This window comes from Streptomyces sp. NBC_00385 (assembly GCF_035917155.1).
Lineage (GTDB): Bacteria > Actinomycetota > Actinomycetes > Streptomycetales > Streptomycetaceae > Streptomyces > Streptomyces poriferorum.
Genome location: NZ_CP107951.1, coordinates 6,912,856 through 6,928,653, shown reverse-complemented (window position 1 = coordinate 6,928,653; position 15,798 = coordinate 6,912,856). Strand labels below are relative to the sequence as shown.

General features: G+C 70.8%; 15 protein-coding genes. 7 read left to right on the top strand and 8 right to left on the bottom strand.

The genetic code is table 11. The annotated features are described in order from the left end of the window. Window positions 1-131 precede the first annotated feature (131 nt). The 3 genes from OG959_RS30890 to fabG all read right to left on the bottom strand — a co-directional run bounded on the left by OG959_RS30890 (window position 132) and on the right by fabG (window position 2,186). Window positions 132-530, bottom strand: coding sequence for a hypothetical protein (locus OG959_RS30890; protein ID WP_326663771.1), 399 nt, complete (start codon window positions 528-530; stop codon window positions 132-134). A gap of 163 nt (window positions 531-693) precedes the next feature. After that, window positions 694-1,461, bottom strand: a complete 768-nt coding sequence (gene fabI / locus OG959_RS30885; protein WP_326663769.1) for an enoyl-ACP reductase FabI — start codon at window positions 1,459-1,461, stop codon at window positions 694-696. 5 nt (window positions 1,462-1,466) lie between these two features. Then, complete coding sequence (gene fabG / locus OG959_RS30880; protein ID WP_326663767.1) at window positions 1,467-2,186, bottom strand: 3-oxoacyl-[acyl-carrier-protein] reductase; 720 nt, start codon at window positions 2,184-2,186, stop codon at window positions 1,467-1,469. A gap of 271 nt (window positions 2,187-2,457) precedes the next feature. Here fabG and OG959_RS30875 point away from each other — a divergent pair, with 271 nt between their 5' ends. From OG959_RS30875 to tyrS, 3 genes are all read left to right on the top strand, one after another. Next, window positions 2,458-3,981, top strand: a complete 1,524-nt coding sequence (locus OG959_RS30875; RefSeq protein ID WP_326663766.1) for a TldD/PmbA family protein — start codon at window positions 2,458-2,460, stop codon at window positions 3,979-3,981. Beyond that, on the top strand, window positions 3,978-5,372 hold the full coding sequence (locus OG959_RS30870; RefSeq protein ID WP_326663764.1) for a metallopeptidase TldD-related protein: 1,395 nt from the start codon (window positions 3,978-3,980) through the stop codon (window positions 5,370-5,372). Before OG959_RS30875 ends, OG959_RS30870 begins: the two co-directional genes overlap by 4 nt. Window positions 5,373-5,454: 82 nt before the next feature. Then, window positions 5,455-6,723, top strand: coding sequence for a tyrosine--tRNA ligase (gene tyrS / locus OG959_RS30865; RefSeq protein WP_326663762.1), 1,269 nt, complete (start codon window positions 5,455-5,457; stop codon window positions 6,721-6,723). Window positions 6,724-6,794: 71 nt separating this feature from the next. Here the strand turns inward: tyrS and OG959_RS30860 are convergent, their stop codons facing one another. Beyond that, window positions 6,795-7,070: a GlsB/YeaQ/YmgE family stress response membrane protein gene (locus OG959_RS30860; RefSeq protein WP_326663760.1), complete on the bottom strand. Its 276-nt coding sequence runs from the start codon at window positions 7,068-7,070 to the stop codon at window positions 6,795-6,797. A gap of 244 nt (window positions 7,071-7,314) precedes the next feature. Here OG959_RS30860 and OG959_RS30855 point away from each other — a divergent pair, with 244 nt between their 5' ends. Both OG959_RS30855 and OG959_RS30850 read left to right on the top strand, forming a co-directional pair. Beyond that, window positions 7,315-7,692, top strand: a complete 378-nt coding sequence (locus tag OG959_RS30855) for a DUF3099 domain-containing protein (protein ID WP_326663758.1) — start codon at window positions 7,315-7,317, stop codon at window positions 7,690-7,692. A 220-nt stretch (window positions 7,693-7,912) separates the two neighbouring features. Then, window positions 7,913-8,188 carry a hypothetical protein gene (locus OG959_RS30850; protein ID WP_326663756.1) on the top strand — a complete coding sequence of 92 codons (276 nt, stop codon included), beginning with the start codon at window positions 7,913-7,915 and terminating at the stop codon, window positions 8,186-8,188. Between the two features lie 45 nt (window positions 8,189-8,233). On the opposite strand, the gene moaA is transcribed toward OG959_RS30850, so the two are convergent. The 3 genes from moaA to OG959_RS30835 all read right to left on the bottom strand — a co-directional run bounded on the left by moaA (window position 8,234) and on the right by OG959_RS30835 (window position 11,420). After that, window positions 8,234-9,223: a GTP 3',8-cyclase MoaA gene (moaA, locus tag OG959_RS30845; protein ID WP_326663755.1), complete on the bottom strand. Its 990-nt coding sequence runs from the start codon at window positions 9,221-9,223 to the stop codon at window positions 8,234-8,236. A 194-nt stretch (window positions 9,224-9,417) separates the two neighbouring features. Continuing rightward, entirely contained in the window at window positions 9,418-11,058 is a 1,641-nt protein-coding gene (locus OG959_RS30840; RefSeq protein WP_326663753.1) for a solute symporter family protein, read from the bottom strand. Continuing rightward, window positions 11,055-11,420: a DUF485 domain-containing protein gene (locus OG959_RS30835; RefSeq protein ID WP_326663751.1), complete on the bottom strand. Its 366-nt coding sequence runs from the start codon at window positions 11,418-11,420 to the stop codon at window positions 11,055-11,057. Before OG959_RS30835 ends, OG959_RS30840 begins: the two co-directional genes overlap by 4 nt. A gap of 289 nt (window positions 11,421-11,709) precedes the next feature. Here OG959_RS30835 and OG959_RS30830 point away from each other — a divergent pair, with 289 nt between their 5' ends. Together OG959_RS30830 and OG959_RS30825 are read left to right on the top strand one after the other, a co-directional pair. Next, a complete protein-coding gene (locus tag OG959_RS30830) occupies window positions 11,710-13,245 on the top strand; it encodes a S8 family peptidase (protein WP_326663749.1) in 1,536 nt (511 codons plus the stop codon). 81 nt (window positions 13,246-13,326) lie between these two features. After that, window positions 13,327-14,745, top strand: coding sequence for a CoA transferase (locus OG959_RS30825; protein ID WP_326663747.1), 1,419 nt, complete (start codon window positions 13,327-13,329; stop codon window positions 14,743-14,745). Here OG959_RS30825 and OG959_RS30820 read toward each other — a convergent pair. Beyond that, window positions 14,735-15,778 (bottom strand): zinc-dependent alcohol dehydrogenase family protein, encoded by a 1,044-nt coding sequence (locus OG959_RS30820; protein WP_326663745.1) that lies wholly within the window; start codon window positions 15,776-15,778, stop codon window positions 14,735-14,737. The genes OG959_RS30825 and OG959_RS30820 overlap by 11 nt on opposite strands. Between the last annotated feature and the right edge of the window lie 20 nt (window positions 15,779-15,798).

Here is a 15,798-nt window from a genome sequence, read left to right as displayed (position 1 = left end):
CCGCTCCTCGGCAGGGCAGTCGGGATGAGCCCTGGCCGGGGCCAGCCTGCCCGATCACCGCGTGCCGGAGGAGCCGGGCGCGCCGTACCGGCACGAGGCCTTGTCCCTGGGGCTCCGCCGGGGCCGCGCGTCTAGGAGGCCTTGGCCTTGTGCGTCTCGGTGGCGTGGGTGACCCAGGCGGAGCGGACTTCCTTCCAGCAGCGGTCGTCCAGCCGTACGGTCCGGCCCGCGGGGACCTCGACCGGCCTGGAGTCGGCGTCGATGTCCCACCAGCGGTCGCATTCGGTGTGCAGCTGGACGCGGTCGGCGGAGGGGTACGGGTTGTGGCAGTACGCGACGACCCGGGAGCCCTTCACCGACGTACGGCATTCGGCGCCGGAGGGCTCGGGGTCCGGGGCGGGAGGCGCGCCCGCGCCCGCGGCTCCCACGTGCCCCGCCGCGTACAGGCCTACGGGCACCAGCAGCCCGGCGACGACGGCGGAGGCCACCAGCAGGGATCGGGTTCGGGTTCGGTGACGAGTGCCGCGCACAGCGATCTCCTCCCCTCAGCCTGACCAGAAGTCCGGTTCCTCCACATTCTGCGGTGGATCGACCAGCTTTTCGACCTGAACGCCGGGAGGCCGGGCGGGGCAAGGGAAACGGCCGCGCACCACCCCCGGAGGAGGCGGTGCGCGGCCGTGGTGCGCGAGAGGGTCAGGCACCCATCATGTGCACGCCACTGTCGACGTGGATGATCTCGCCCGTGGTCCTCGGGAAGAAGTCCGAGAGCAGCGCGACGATGCCGCGGCCGGCCGGCTCCGGGTCCTTCATGTCCCACGCCAGCGGCGCGCGGGTGTTCCACACGTCGGCGAGCTCGCCGAAGCCCGGGATGGACTTGGCGGCCATGGAGGCGAGCGGTCCGGCCGAGATCAGGTTGCAGCGGATGCCGTCCGGCCCCAGGTCACGGGCGAGATAGCGGGAGGTGGCCTCCAGCGCGGCCTTGGCCGGGCCCATCCAGTCGTACTGCGGCCAGGCGAACTGCGCGTCGAAGGTGAGGCCGACGATCGAGCCGCCCTCGCTCATCAGCGGCTTGCACGCCATGGCGAGCGACTTCAGGGAGAACGCCGAGACGTGCATCGCCGTGGCGACCGACTCGAACGGAGTGTTGAGGAAGTTGCCGCCGAGGGCGTCCTGCGGGGCGAACCCGATGGAGTGCACGACGCCGTCCAGCGAGCCGAGCTCGTCGCGCACCAGACCGGCGAGCCGGTCCAGGTGCTCGGCGTTGGTCACGTCCAGCTCGATGACCTTGGCCGGCTTGGGCAGCTTCTTGGCGATGCGCTCGGTCAGCGTCGGCCGCGGGAAGGCGGTCAGGATGACTTCGGCGCCCTGCTCCTGGGCCACCTTGGCGGTGTGGAACGCGATGGACGACTCCATCAGCACCCCGGTGATGAGGATGCGCTTGCCGTCGAGAATTCCGCTCATGGTGATCAGTGACCCATGCCCAATCCGCCGTCAACGGGGATGACGGCTCCAGTGATGTACGACGCGTCGTCGGAGGCGAGGAAGCGCACCGCGGCGGCGATCTCGTCGGGCTGCGCGTAGCGGCCCAGCGGCACCTGGGACACGATGCCCTTGCGCTGCTCCTCGGAGAGCGCCTGCGTCATGTCGGTGTCGACGAAACCGGGCGCGACGACGTTGAAGGTGATGTTGCGCGAACCGAGCTCGCGCGCCAGCGACCTGGCGAAGCCGACCAGACCGGCCTTGGACGCGGCGTAGTTGGCCTGTCCGGCCGAGCCGAGGAGGCCGACGACGGAGGAGATGAGGACGACGCGGCCCTTCTTGGCGCGCAGCATGGCGCGGTTGGCGCGCTTGACGACCCGGAAGGTGCCGGTGAGGTTCGTGTCGAGTACGGACGTGAAGTCGTCCTCGGACATCCGCATCAGCAACTGGTCCTTGGTGATACCGGCGTTGGCGACCAGCACCTCCACGCTGCCGTGCTTCTCCTCGATCTCCTTGTAGGCCTGCTCCACCTGCTCGCTGTCGGTGATGTCGCAACGGACCGCGAGAACACCGGCCTCGGTGAGCGCCACGGGCGGCTCTCCGGAACGGTAGGTGATCGCGACCTTGTCGCCGTTGTCGGCGAAAGCGCGGGCGATGGCGAGGCCGATGCCCCGGTTTCCTCCGGTGACGAGAACCGAGCGGCTCAACGGATCACCCTTTCGATAGCGGTCTGGTACCTCGAAAACCTATCGGTACCGGGTGCTCCGCGAGGAATCGGCCCCTGACAGCGCCTTCCCCCGGTCACTGTGGGGTTCCTACAGTGACGCGCCCGGCCCGGACGGCCGGCGACCGGACCGCGGACCACCGCGGGGCCCGTCCCCGCGCGGGGCCCGGAAATCGGCCGCGACGCCGCTGCGGCCGTGCTTCACTGCCTCGTAAACGATCCGAGGGTATGTGAACGCAGAGGAGAGGCCGCCCGTGCCCCATGAGGTAGATCAGTCGTTCCTGGCCCTCCCGCTACGGCCGCTCGCCGACGCGGCGCTCGCCCGTGCGCGGGCGCTCGGGGCCGTGCACGCCGACTTCCGCTTCGAGCGGGTGCGCAGCGCCACCTGGCGGCTGCGGGACGCACGGCCGGCCGGGTCATCGGACACCACCGATCTCGGGTACGCGGTACGGGTGGTGCACGGCGGGGCGTGGGGGTTCGCCTCCGGGGTGGATCTGACGATGGACGCCGCGGCGAAGGTGGCCTCGCAGGCCGTCGCCATGGCGAAGCTGTCGGCGAAGGTGATCGCGGCGGCGGGATCGGACGAGCGGGTGGAGCTCGCCGACGAGCCCGTGCACGGGGAGCGGAGCTGGGTCTCGGCGTACGAGATCGACCCCTTCGGCGTACCCGCCGAGGAGAAGGCGGGGCTGCTCGCCGAGTGGAGCGGCCGGCTGCTGGGGGCGGAGGGTGTCGCGCATGTGGACGCCTCCCTGATGACCGTCCACGAGAACAAGTTCTACGCCGACTCCGCGGGCACGGTCACCACCCAGCAGCGGGTACGGCTGCATCCGCAGTTCACCGCGGTCGCCGTGGACGCGACGACCGGCGAGTTCGACTCCATGCGCACGATCGCGCCGCCGGCGGGACGCGGCTGGGAGTACCTGACCGGGACCGGCTGGGACTGGGACGCGGAGCTGGAGAGCATCCCGGGGCTGCTGGCCGAGAAGATGCGGGCGCCGAGCGTCGAGGCGGGGACGTACGACCTGGTCGTCGACCCGTCCAACCTGTGGCTGACCATCCATGAGTCGATCGGTCACGCCACCGAGCTGGACCGGGCGCTGGGGTACGAGGCGGCCTACGCCGGGACCTCGTTCGCCACGTTCGACCAGCTGGGCAAGCTGGCGTACGGCTCCCCGGTGATGAACGTGACGGGCGACCGCACCGCCGAGCACGGCCTCGCGACGATCGGGTACGACGACGAGGGCGTCGAGGCGCAGTCCTGGGACCTGGTCAAGGACGGGACGCTGGTGGGCTACCAGCTGGACCGCCGGATCGCGAAGCTGACGGGTCTGGGCCGGTCCAACGGGTGCGCGTACGCGGACTCGCCGGGCCATGTCCCCGTACAGCGCATGGCGAACGTGTCGTTGCAGCCGGATCCGGGCGGGCTCTCCACGGAGGACCTGATCGGCGGGGTGGAGCGCGGGATCTACGTGGTCGGCGACCGGTCCTGGTCCATTGATATGCAGAGGTACAACTTCCAGTTCACCGGGCAGCGGTTCTTCCGGATCGAGAACGGCAGACTGGCCGGGCAGTTGCGCGACGTCGCCTACCAGGCGACGACGACGGACTTCTGGGGCTCCATGGAGAAGGTGGGCGGCCCGCAGACGTACGTCCTGGGTGGCGCCTTCAACTGCGGCAAGGCCCAGCCGGGCCAGGTCGCAGCCGTCTCCCACGGCTGCCCCACCGCCCTCTTCCGGGGCGTGAACATCCTCAATACGACGCAGGAGGCCGGGCGATGAGCCGCGTCAGCAAGCCGTACGAGATCGTCGAGCGCGCGCTCGCGCTGTCCACCGCCGACGGCTGTGTGGTCATCGCCGACGAGGAGTCGTCAGCCAATCTGCGCTGGGCGGGCAACGCGCTGACCACGAACGGGGTGACCCGGGGCCGCACCCTGACCGTCATCGCCACCGTCGACGGGTCCGAGGGCGCCGCCTCCGGTGTGGTGTCCCGGTCGGCCGTCACCGCGGCGGATCTGGAGCCGCTGGTGCGGGCCGCAGAGGCCGCCGCGCGCGGGGCCGGACCGGCCGAGGACGCACAGCCGCTGGTCACCGGGGTGCCGGAGTCCCCCGACTTCACCGACGCGCCCGCGGAGACGGGCTCGGACGTCTTCTCGGCGTTCGCGCCGGCGCTCGGCGACGCCTTCGCCCGGGCCCGCTCCGGGGGCCGTGAACTGTACGGATTCGCCCACCACGAGATGACCTCGACGTACCTGGGTACGTCGACGGGACTGCGGCTGCGCCACGACCAGCCGAACGGGACGCTGGAGCTGAACGCCAAGTCGCCCGACCGGTCGCGCTCGGCCTGGGCGGGGCACTCGACCCGCGATTTCAAGGATGTCGACCCGGCGGAGATGGACGCCCGGCTCGCGCAGCGGCTGGTCTGGGCGGAGCGCCGGATCGAGCTGCCCGCCGGGCGCTACGAGACGCTGCTGCCGCCGACCGCCGTCGCCGACCTGCTGATCTACCAGCTGTGGTCGGCCACCGCCCGGGACGCCGTCGAGGGCCGGACGGTGTTCTCCAAGCCGGGCGGCGGGAGCCGGCTCGGCGAGACCCTGTCCCCGCTGCCGCTGACCCTGCGCAGCGACCCGAACGCGCCGGGGCTCGAATCCGCGCCGTTCGTCATCGCGCACTCGTCCGGGGACGGTGCGTCGGTCTTCGACAACGGGCTGCCGCTGGGCCGGACCGACTGGATCAGCGACGGCCGGCTCGACCGGCTGACGACGACGCGGCACACGGCCGGTGAGACCGGGCTGCCGGTCGCCCCGGCGATCGACAACCTGCTGCTGGAGGGCGGTGGTGAGCGGTCCCTGGAGGAGATGGTGGCCGCGACGACCGGCCGCGCGCTGCTGCTGACCTGCATGTGGTACATCCGGGAGGTCGACCCGGCGACGCTGCTGCTGACCGGGCTGACCCGCGACGGGGTGTATCTCGTGGAGGACGGCGAGGTCGTGGGTGAGGTGAACAACTTCCGCTTCAACGAGTCGCCCGTGGACCTGCTGTCGCGGGCCACCGAGGCGGGCCGGACGGAGAAGACGCTGCCGCGCGAGTGGGGCGACTGGTTCACCCGGGCCGCGATGCCCGCGCTGCGCGTCCCGGACTTCAACATGAGCTCGGTGAGCCGGGGCGTATGACCCGCCTAGACTGACGGTTGCCTTTCGACACACAGGTCGACAGCGCACATTTCGATACACGTAGCTGAGGAGACACGGAACCGTGACGGACATCGTCGACGAGCTGAAGTGGCGCGGGCTGTTCGCCCAGTCCACTGACGAGGACGCACTGCGCAAGGCTCTCGCGGACGGTCCCGTCACGTTCTATTGCGGCTACGACCCCACCGCGGCGAGTCTGCACGTCGGCCATCTGGTGCAGGTGCTCACCATGCGCCGGCTCCAGCAGGCCGGTCTGCGGCCGCTCGCCCTGGTGGGCGGGGCCACGGGCCAGATCGGTGACCCGCGGCCGACCGCCGAGCGCACCCTGAACGACCCGGAGACGATCGCCGCCTGGGTGGCGCGGCTGCGGTCCCAGATCGAGCCGTTCCTGTCCTTCGAGGGCGAGAACGCCGCGGTCATGGTGAACAACCTGGACTGGACCGCGGGCATGTCCGCGATCGAGTTCCTCCGGGACATCGGCAAGCACTTCCGGGTCAACAAGATGCTCACCAAGGAGTCCATCGCGCGGCGGCTGGAGTCCGACGAGGGCATCAGCTACACCGAGTTCAGCTACCAGCTGCTCCAGAGCATGGACTTCCTGGAGCTGTACCGGCGTCACGGCTGCACCCTCCAGCAGGGCGGCAGCGACCAGTGGGGCAACCTGACCGCGGGTCTCGACCTGATCCACCGCCTGGAGCCGGGCGCCGAGGTGCACGCGCTGGCGACCCCGCTGATGACGAAGGCGGACGGCACCAAGTTCGGCAAGTCCGAGAGCGGCGCCGTCTGGCTCGACCCGGAGATGACCACGCCGTACGCGTTCTACCAGTTCTGGCTGAACGTGGACGACCGCGACGTCTCCCGCTACATGCGCATCCTCAGCTTCCGGAGCCCCGCCGAGCTGGAGGAGCTGGAGAAGGTCACCGAGGAGCGGCCCCAGGCCCGGGCGGCGCAGCGCGCGCTGGCCGAGGAGCTGACGACTCTGGTGCACGGCGCGGACCAGTGCGCCGCGGTCATCGCCGCGTCGAAGGCGCTGTTCGGCCAGGGCGAGCTCGGCGAGCTGGACGAGGCGACACTGGGTGCCGCGCTCTCCGAGGTGCCGCACGCGCAGGTCACCGAGCTCGGTCCGCTGGTCGACCTGCTGGTCGAGGTCGGGCTGGCACCGAGCAAGTCGGGCGCGCGCCGCACCGTCAAGGAGGGCGGCGCCTACGTGAACAACGTGAAGGCCGTCGACGGCGAGGCGGCTCCGTCCCGCGATGAGCTGCTGCACGGGCGCTGGCTGGTGCTGCGCCGGGGCAAGAAGAACCTCGCGGCGATCGAGGTCACGGCGGGCTGAGCCGTCACGACAGTACGACGGCGGGGGCACGCGTGATGCGTGCCCCCGCCGTCGTACGGCGTGTGCGTGGCTCAGGTCTTCTGCTTGCTGCCCCGGAGCGAGGCCCACAGCATGTCGCCGACTCCGACGACGACCACGGCTCCGATCAGCTGGAGCAGATGGCGCGTCCAGTCGATGCCCTTGGTGTCATTGACACCGATCCAGGTGGCGACAGCATTGCCGAGGATGCTGCCGATGATGCCGAAAATGGTCGTCAGCCAGAGCGGGATCTCCTGCTTGCCCGGCAGGATCGCCTTGGCGATCAGACCGAGCACGAAGCCCACGATGATTGCCCACAACCAGCTCATGTCGCCTCCTCGTGCGACGCGGTGTCGCGCATGTCCGCCCAGTCTTGGCCCTGGTCCGGTACGCCGCATGTCGGACAGGTCCGTACGTGCGACGGGGTGGCCGGTTGTACGTATGCGGCGCGCCCCGGTCTCGAACCCGGGGGAGGCCGGGCGTACGGTGGATCCGGTCCGGTCCGGGGAGCGTCCGGCGCAGGAACGGGGTCTCCCCCAGTTCGTCATGAGCTCGGGGAAGGGTGGTGGAGACGTGTTGGGGAAACAGAGTGGTGCGGAGGTCTTCCGGATCACGGGGGCGCGGCAGGGGCTCGCCGAGGATGTGCGCGGCAGGCAGCGGCGCTATGTGATCTCGATGTCCGTGCGCACGGTTTCGGTGGTCGCCGCCGCGGTCCTGTGGAACGTGGAACGCCATGTGGCGATCGTGGCGCTCGCGTTGGGGGTTCTCCTCCCCTACGTCGCGGTCGTCATCGCCAACGCGGGCCGGGAGAACAGCCCTTCCCTCCCTCCGACCTTCGTGCCGGCCGCTACGCGCCCCGTGCTGGAAGCCGCGCCGATGGCCGCTCCGGCGGACCCCGGTCCGGAATCCGGACACGTTTTCCGAAGCCCGGATCCGCAGGGACACAGCTGACCCCGGGACGGGCCCAAGCTCAAGAAAAGCTCAGATCAATCATGAAGTTCCAGTGCACCGCAGCCCGGTCTGCGTGACATACTTCGTGAGCGCTCCGCATCCCCCGTCGGAGCGACGGACCGACGCCGGGCAGCTCCCCCCGTGGCTGCTCGGCGTCGCCATTTCTCCGGCGGGGATGCCGCACGGCCTGCCGTCCGGCTCAGGCTCTAGGGTTGAGTCCGTGAACTCCCCCGAACCCGATTCCGCCGGACCCGATTCCGCCGATGCCGCCTCCGCGCGTGCCGCCGTCGCGCCCGTCTGCTCGGCCAAGGGCTGCCGTGACGATGCCGTGTGGGTGCTCGCGTGGAACAACCCGAAGCTGCACACTCCGGAGCGCCGTAAGACCTGGCTGGCCTGTGACGATCACCGGGAGCATCTCTCGTCGTTCCTGGGCGTCCGGGGCTTCCTGAAGGACGTGGTGACGCTGACCGAGTGGGAGTCGGACGAAAAGCGCTAGGACCCTCGGATCCGTCCTGAGCCCCTCGCCCCTCGGATCCGCCGGTCAGCCGCCGATCGCCGACATCGGGCGGTCGGGCTGGAGGAACGACGGGTCGTCGAGGCCGGAACCGGCCTTCTTGCCCCACATGGCGACCTTCCAGAGCCGGGCGATCTCCTCGTCCGGGGCCTCGGAGCGCAGGGCGCCGCGCAGGTCGGTCTCCTCGCGGGCGAACAGGCAGGTGCGGACCTGCCCGTCGGCGGTGAGCCGGGTGCGGTCGCAGGCCCGGCAGAACGGCCGGGTGACGGAGGCGATGACGCCGACCCGGTGGGGGCCGCCGTCCACGAGCCAGCGCTCGGCGGGGGCGGAGCCGCGCTCGCCGTCCTCCTCGGCGGTGAGGTCGAAGCGGGTGCGCAGCGACTCGAGGATGTCTCCTGCGGTGATCATCCCGTCGCGCTTCCAGCCGTGCTGGGCGTCGAGCGGCATCTGCTCGATGAAGCGGAGCTCGTACGCGTTGTCCACGGCCCAGGCGAGGAGGTCGGGTGCCTCGTCGTCGTTGAGCCCCGGCATCAGGACGGTGTTGACCTTGACGGGGGTGAGCCCGGCCTCGCGGGCCGCTTCCAGTCCGGCCAGGACGTCGTGGTGGCGGTCGCGGCGGGTGAGGGTCTTGAACACATCGGGGCGCAGGGTGTCCAGGGAGACGTTGACCCGGTCCAGGCCTGCGGCCTTGAGCGCGGCGGCGGTCCGCTTCAGTCCGATGCCGTTGGTCGTCAGCGACATCCTGGGGCGGGGCTCCAGGGCCGCGCACTGCTCGACGATGGAGACGAGGCCGGGGCGCAGCAGCGGCTCTCCGCCGGTGAAGCGGACCTCGGTGATGCCGAGCTGTGTGACGGCGATGCGGACGAGCCGGACGATCTCGTCGTCGCTCAGCAGGTCGGGCTTGGCGAGCCACTGCAGGCCCTCTTCGGGCATGCAGTAGGTGCAGCGCAGATTGCAGCGGTCGGTGAGCGATACACGCAGGTCGGTGGCGACCCTGTCGAATGTGTCGATGAGCATGGTGGGCCCCCTCCCCCGGTGACTTCCCGGTTGCGGATTCTGACTCTTCCGAGACTACGCGAGACCAGTGACAACGGAGGGGCCCGTTTGACACGAGGAGCGGCGCGGCCGCGTCGTAGGACTCTACGACGCGGCCGCGGGAAGGAAGGGTCCTGGAACCGCTTCCCCGGATGAACGTGTGTGAATTCCTGCTCTCAGTGGGCTCCGATGCCGGTGAGGGACTTGACCTCCAGCTCGGCGTACTTGCCCTTGTCCGGCTCCTCCTTGGACAGGAGGGAACCGATCCAGCCGAGCAGGAAGCCCAGCGGGATGGAGATCAGGCCCGGGTTCTCCAGCGGGAACCAGGCGAAGTCGACCCCCTTGAACATCGAGGTCTTCGCGTTCCCGGAGACGACCGGCGAGAACAGCACCAGGATCACCGAGCTGGCCAGACCGCCGTAGATCGACCACAGCGCGCCCTGGGTGGTGAACCGCTTCCAGAAGAGGCTGTAGAGGAGCGTCGGCAGGTTGGCCGAGGCGGCGACGGCGAAGGCGAGCGCCACCAGGCCGGCGACGTTCATGTCGCGGGCGAAGGCGCCCAGGACGATCGCGGCGGCGCCGATGAAGACGGTGGCCCAGCGGGCGGCCCTCATCTCCTCCTTCTCGGTGGCCTTCCCCTTGCGGATGACGTTGGCGTAGATGTCGTGGGCGAAGGACGACGAGGAGGCGAGGGTGAGTCCCGCGACGACGGCGAGGATGGTGGCGAAGGCGACGGCGGAGATGACGGCGAGCATGACGGCGCCGCCCGTGGTGCCGACCCCGCCCAGGTACTCGGCGAGCTGCGGGGCCGCCGCGTTGCCCGCCGCGTTCTTCGCCTTGATCTCGGCCGGGCCGATGAGGGCCGCGGCGCCGAATCCGAGGGCGATCGTCATCAGGTAGAAGGCGCCGATGATGCCGATGGCCCAGTTGACCGACTTACGGGCGGCCTTGGCGGTCGGCACCGTGTAGAAGCGGATCAGGATGTGCGGCAGGCCGGCGGTGCCCAGCACCAGGGCGATGCCGAGCGAGAGGAAGTCCAGCTTCGAGGTGCCGGAGCCGCCGTACTTGAGCCCGGGCTCCAGGAACGCCGCGCCGTGACCGCTCTTCTCGGCGGCGGTGCCCAGCAGGTCGGAGACGTTGAAGTCGAACTTCCACAGCACCATGAAGGTCATCAGGATGGCGCCCGCGATGAGGAGCACGGCCTTGACCATCTGCACCCAGGTGGTGCCCTTCATGCCGCCGATGGTGACGTAGACGATCATCAGTACGCCGACCAGCGCAACGATGAGGATCTTTCCGGCGTCGCTCGTGATCCCGAGGAGCAGCGAGACCAGAACTCCCGCTCCTGCCATCTGTGCCAGCAGGTAGAAGATCGACACGATGATGGTGGAAACACCCGCGGCGGTACGGACCGGGCGCTGGCGCATCCGGTAGGCGAGGACGTCGCCCATGGTGTAACGGCCGGAGTTGCGCAGCGGTTCGGCGACCAGCAGCAGCGCCACCAGCCAGGCGACGAGGAAGCCGATGGAGTAGAGGAAGCCGTCGTAGCCGAAGAGGGCGATGGCTCCGGCGATGCCGAGGAACGAGGCGGCGGACATGTAGTCGCCGGAGACCGCGAGGCCGTTCTGGAAGGCGGTGAACTGGCGGCCGCCCGCGTAGAAGTCGGAGGCGCTCTTGGTCTGGCGGCCGGCCCAGACGGTGATGCCGAGGGTCGCGGCGACGAAGACCGCGAAGAGGGAGATGATCAGCGGCCGGTGCTCGCTGGTCGAGGTGGCGGCGAGCGTCACGACGGTCTGGGAGTGGTACGCGGCGCTCATACGTCGGCCTCCATACGGGACTTGATGGCCTCGGCCTTCGGGTCGAGCTTCGCGTTGGCGTGCCGCGAGTAGAACCAGGCGATGAGGAAGGTGGTGAGGAACTGGGCGAGGCCGAAGACGAAGGCCACGTTGAAGTTGCTGTACACCTTGGTGCCCATGAAGCCGCCGGCGTAGTTGGAGAGCAGCACGTACAGCAGGTACCAGGCAACGAAGGCGATGGTCAGCGGAAAGGCGAACGAGCGGTACGAGCGGCGGAGTTCGCCGAATTCCTGGCTCGCCTGCTCCGCGACGAACGCCTCGGTCGTGGGCTGGGCGGGGCCGGTCTCCGTACTGCCCTCGGGCGGCGGTGCATCGGTAGCCACGGAATCTCCTCGCGACGCGGGTGCGGTGGTGGTGGGGACGGTGGATTTCACTGGGGACCTCGATATCGGGGAGTGATGTACGCCTCCCCTGACAACGGCACGCAGCGCGCGGCGAAGCGGTTCACCTCGGTTTCCGCCGTCTTCGCGTCACCCCTTCGGACGCTCCGGCCGGAATCGGTTCTCTCGAACTCATTGATGAGCCGGGATGATCAGCGATAGCTTCACTCGTCATGTACGCGACTGGACACACCCCGTGTCCGTCGACTGACACGGATGAAGTGGAGACCCCATGGCTCATCTGGGATCCAGACGGAAGCGCGCACTGACGCTGCCCGTCGGATTGGCCCTCACCGCATCGCTCGGCTTCCTGCCGACGGGCACCGCCTCCGCCGCCCCGGCGCAGGAGAAGCCCTCGGCGGCGGTGTCGACGGACGGTCCGAAGCTGTCGTACGTGGTCAACACCCGCGGCGGTCACGGCACCGTCAAGCAGGTGCGCAAGGCCATCGAGCGGGCCGGCGGCACGGTGGTGATCGCCTACGACCGGATCGGGGTCATCGTCGCCCACTCGCAGAACCCGCAGTTCGCGCAGTCGATGCGCCGTGTCAGGGGTGTCGACTCGGCGGGCGCCACCCGTACCAACCCGATCGTTCCGCAGGCCACGAAGGACATCGGGGTCGAGCAGCCGCTGACCGCGCAGCAGGAGGCGGCCGCGGCGGCGCAGGCCACGGCGGGCCAGGACCCCATGGAGCCCCTGCAGTGGGACCTGCCCGCCATCAAGGCGGACAAGGCGCACGAGAGGTCGCTGGGCAGCTCCGAGGTCACGGTCGCGGTCATCGACACGGGTGTCGACGACACCCACCCGGACCTCGCCCCGAACTTCGACCGCCGCGGCTCGGCGAACTGCGTCTCCGGTGCACCGGACACCACGGACGGCTCCTGGCGCCCGAAGACCGGTGAGAGCGATCACGGCACGCATGTCGCGGGGACCATCGCCGCCGCGAAGAACGGCATCGGGGTGACCGGAGTCGCGCCGGGCGTGAAGGTCTCCGGCATCAAGGTGGGCAACCCGGACGGCTTCTTCTACACCGAGGCCGTCGTCTGCGGCTTCATGTGGGCTGCGGACCACGGTGCCGATGTCACGAACAACAGCTATTACACCGACCCGTGGCTGTTCAACTGCAAGGACGACCCGGACCAGGGCGCCTTGGTCGAGGCGGTCGCCCGGGCCACGCGGTACGCCGAGGGCAAGGGCGCGGTCAATGTCGCCGCGGCGGGCAACGCGGCCGAGGACCTTGCGGCCGACACGATCGAGGACGTGACGAGCCCCAACGACACCGCGCCGGTCACCCGGACCATCGACCCGAAGGTGTGCTTCGACATCCCGACGATGCTGCCGGGGGTCGTGACGGTCTCGGCGACGGGGGCGAAGGGGCTGAAGGCCTCGTACTCGAACTACGGGAACGGCGTCATCGACGTGGCCGCGCCGGGCGGGGACTCGACGGTCTACCAGACGCCCGAGCCGCCGGCGACGAGCGGTCTGATCCTGTCCACGCTGCCCGGCGGGAAGTACGGCTACAAGGCTGGTACGTCGATGGCCTCCCCGCACGTCGCGGGTGTCGTGGCCCTGATCAAGTCGACGCACCCGTACGCGTCGGCCGCCGCGGTCAAGGCCCTGCTGACGCTCGAGGCCGACGCCACGGCGTGCGGTGACCCGTACGACATCGACGGCGACGGCAAGATCGACGCGGTCTGCGAGGGCGGCAAGAACCGCAACGGCTTCTACGGGGCCGGAGTGGTGGACGCGCTCGACGCCGTGCGCTGGTAGGGGACGGCGCGAGGGGCCGGCGCGTGTGCCTTCCGTGCCGGCCCCTGTCCCCCACCTGGCACGCAGTGCCATAGTGCGGGGATGACGCTCACACCCGCCTCCGCCACCGGGCAGGCCTGGGCCGCCCTCGGCGGTGACCCCGTACTTCTCTCCCGGATCGAAACCGCAGGACCGGCTGGGCTGCTCCCCGCCCGGCTGCCCGTGCGGGAGCTGGCCCGCGCCGCGGTCGGGGTCTGTTCCCTGGCCGCCGCCGAGCTCGCGGCGCGCCGCACCGGCGGCCCCGTGCTCCGTGTCCGGATCGACGACGGCGCGGTGGCCACCGCGTTCGTCAGCGAGCGCCATCTGCGGATCGACGGGCGTGCCCCGGCCAATTTCGCCCCGCTCTCCCGGTTCTGGCGCGCTGCCGACGGCTGGGTCCGTACGCACGCCAACTACCCGCACCACCGGGCCCGGTTGCTGGGCACGCTGGACCTTCCCGCGGACACGGCCGACGACCTGGCCGTGGACGCCGTGGCCGCGTCCTTCGCCGGGCGGCGGGCGGCCGAGATCGAGCAGACGGTGTACGCGGCGGGCGGGCTGGCCGTGGCCGCCAGGACCCCGGAGGAATGGGCCGCCGACCCTCGCCGTCTCGCGCTGTCCGGCGTGCCGCTGGTGGAGAGGGAGCGGTTGGACGCCGCCCCGGTACGCCGGACCGCCGCCCTCGCCGGCACACCGCTGCGGCCCGCCGCCGGGCTGCGCGTCCTGGACCTCACCCGGGTCACCGCGGGGCCGGTCGCCACCCGTACGCTCGCGCTGCTCGGCGCCGACGTCCTGCGGATCGACGCCCCGCAGCTCCCGGAGAGCCAGGACGCGCACAGCGACACGGGGTTCGGGAAGCGGTCGGTGAGCGTCGACCTGGTGAGCGGAGCCGGCCGCGAGATCTTCGACGAGCTGCTGGCCGGCGCGGACGTGGTCGTCACCGGGTACCGGCCCGGTGCGCTCGACGGGTTCGGCCTCACGCCGCGGTCGCTCGCCGCGCGCAGGCCGGGTCTGGTGATCGGGCGGCTGTCGGCCTGGGGAAAGGGCCCATGGGCCGGCCGGCGCGGTTTCGACAGCGTGGTGCAGGCCGCCACCGGCATCGCCGTGACCGAGGCAGGCCCGGGAGAACTCGACGGTCCGCCGGGTGCGCTGCCCGCCCAGGCGCTGGACCACGGCACCGGCTATCTGCTGGCCGCGGCGGTGCTCCGGGCGCTGACCGAGCAGCACGACGAGGGCGGTTCGCGGCTGGCCACCCTCTCGCTCGCCCGTACCGCCGCGTGGCTGACCGACGAGATCCCGGCCCCGCCGGAAACTGCGGCGTCCGAGGACCACGACCCGCGGAGGTGGCTCACCGAGACCGACAGCCCGCTGGGACGCCTGCGCCACGCCTTGCCGCCGGTCGCCTTCGACGGGGGCCCCGCCGACTGGTCGCGCCCGCCCGGACCGCTGGGGGCGGACGCGGCCGCCTGGCTCACGGCTTGATGAGGACCTTCAGCGCCGTGCGCTCGTCCATCGCCTTGTAGCCGGCCGGTACCTCGTCGAGGCCGACCGTCAGGTCGAAGACGGGCGACGGGTCGATGGTGCCGGACAGCACGTCGGGGAGCAGCTCCGGAATGTACGTGCGTACGGGGGCGACGCCGCCGCGCAGGGCGATGTTCCGGTCGAACATGATGCCGAGGTCCAGTCCGGTGCCGCTGCCGTGCGGCACTCCGACGTAGCCGATCGAGCCGCCGTCGCGGGTGATGCCGACGGCGGTACGCATCGACTGCTCGGTACCGACGGCCTCGATGACCGCCTGGGCGCCCTCGCCGCCGAGCAGTTCCCGTACCGCCTCGACGGCCGCGTCGCCGCGCTCGGCGACGACGTCGGTGGCGCCGAAGTCGCGAGCGATGTCCGTACGTACCCGGTGGCGGCCGAGCGCGATGATCCGCTCGGCGCCGAGCCGCTTGGCGGCCATGACGCCGCACAGGCCGACGGCGCCGTCACCGACGACGGCGACCGTGGAGCCCCGCTTCACGCCGGCGCCGACCGCGGCGTGGTGGCCGGTGCCGAGGACGTCGGAGAGGGCCAGGAGCGCGGTGAGCAGGTGGTCGTCGGAGGCCGCGGCGGCGGGGAGCTTGACCAGCGTGCCGTCGGCGAACGGGACGCGCACGGCCTCGCCCTGTCCGCCGTCGGAGCCGGCCGAGCCCCAGAAGCCGCCCTGCGGGCAGGAGGTGGTCAGCCCCTCGGCGCAGTAGGCGCAGGTGCCGTCGGACCAGACGAAGGGCGCGACGACGAGGTCACCGGCGGCGAAGCCGTTGACCTCGGAGCCCGCCTCCTCGACGATCCCCAGGAACTCGTGGCCGATGCGCTGGCCGGGCTGCCGGGCGGACTCACCGCGGTAGGCCCACAGGTCGCTGCCGCAGATGCAGGCCCGCAGGACCCGCATCACCACGTCGGTGGGCTGCTGGATCACCGGGTCCGGGACCTCCTGCACGCGGATGTCGTGGGGTGCGTGAATGACGGTGGCGCGCATGCGTGGGGGTCCTTGCTGAT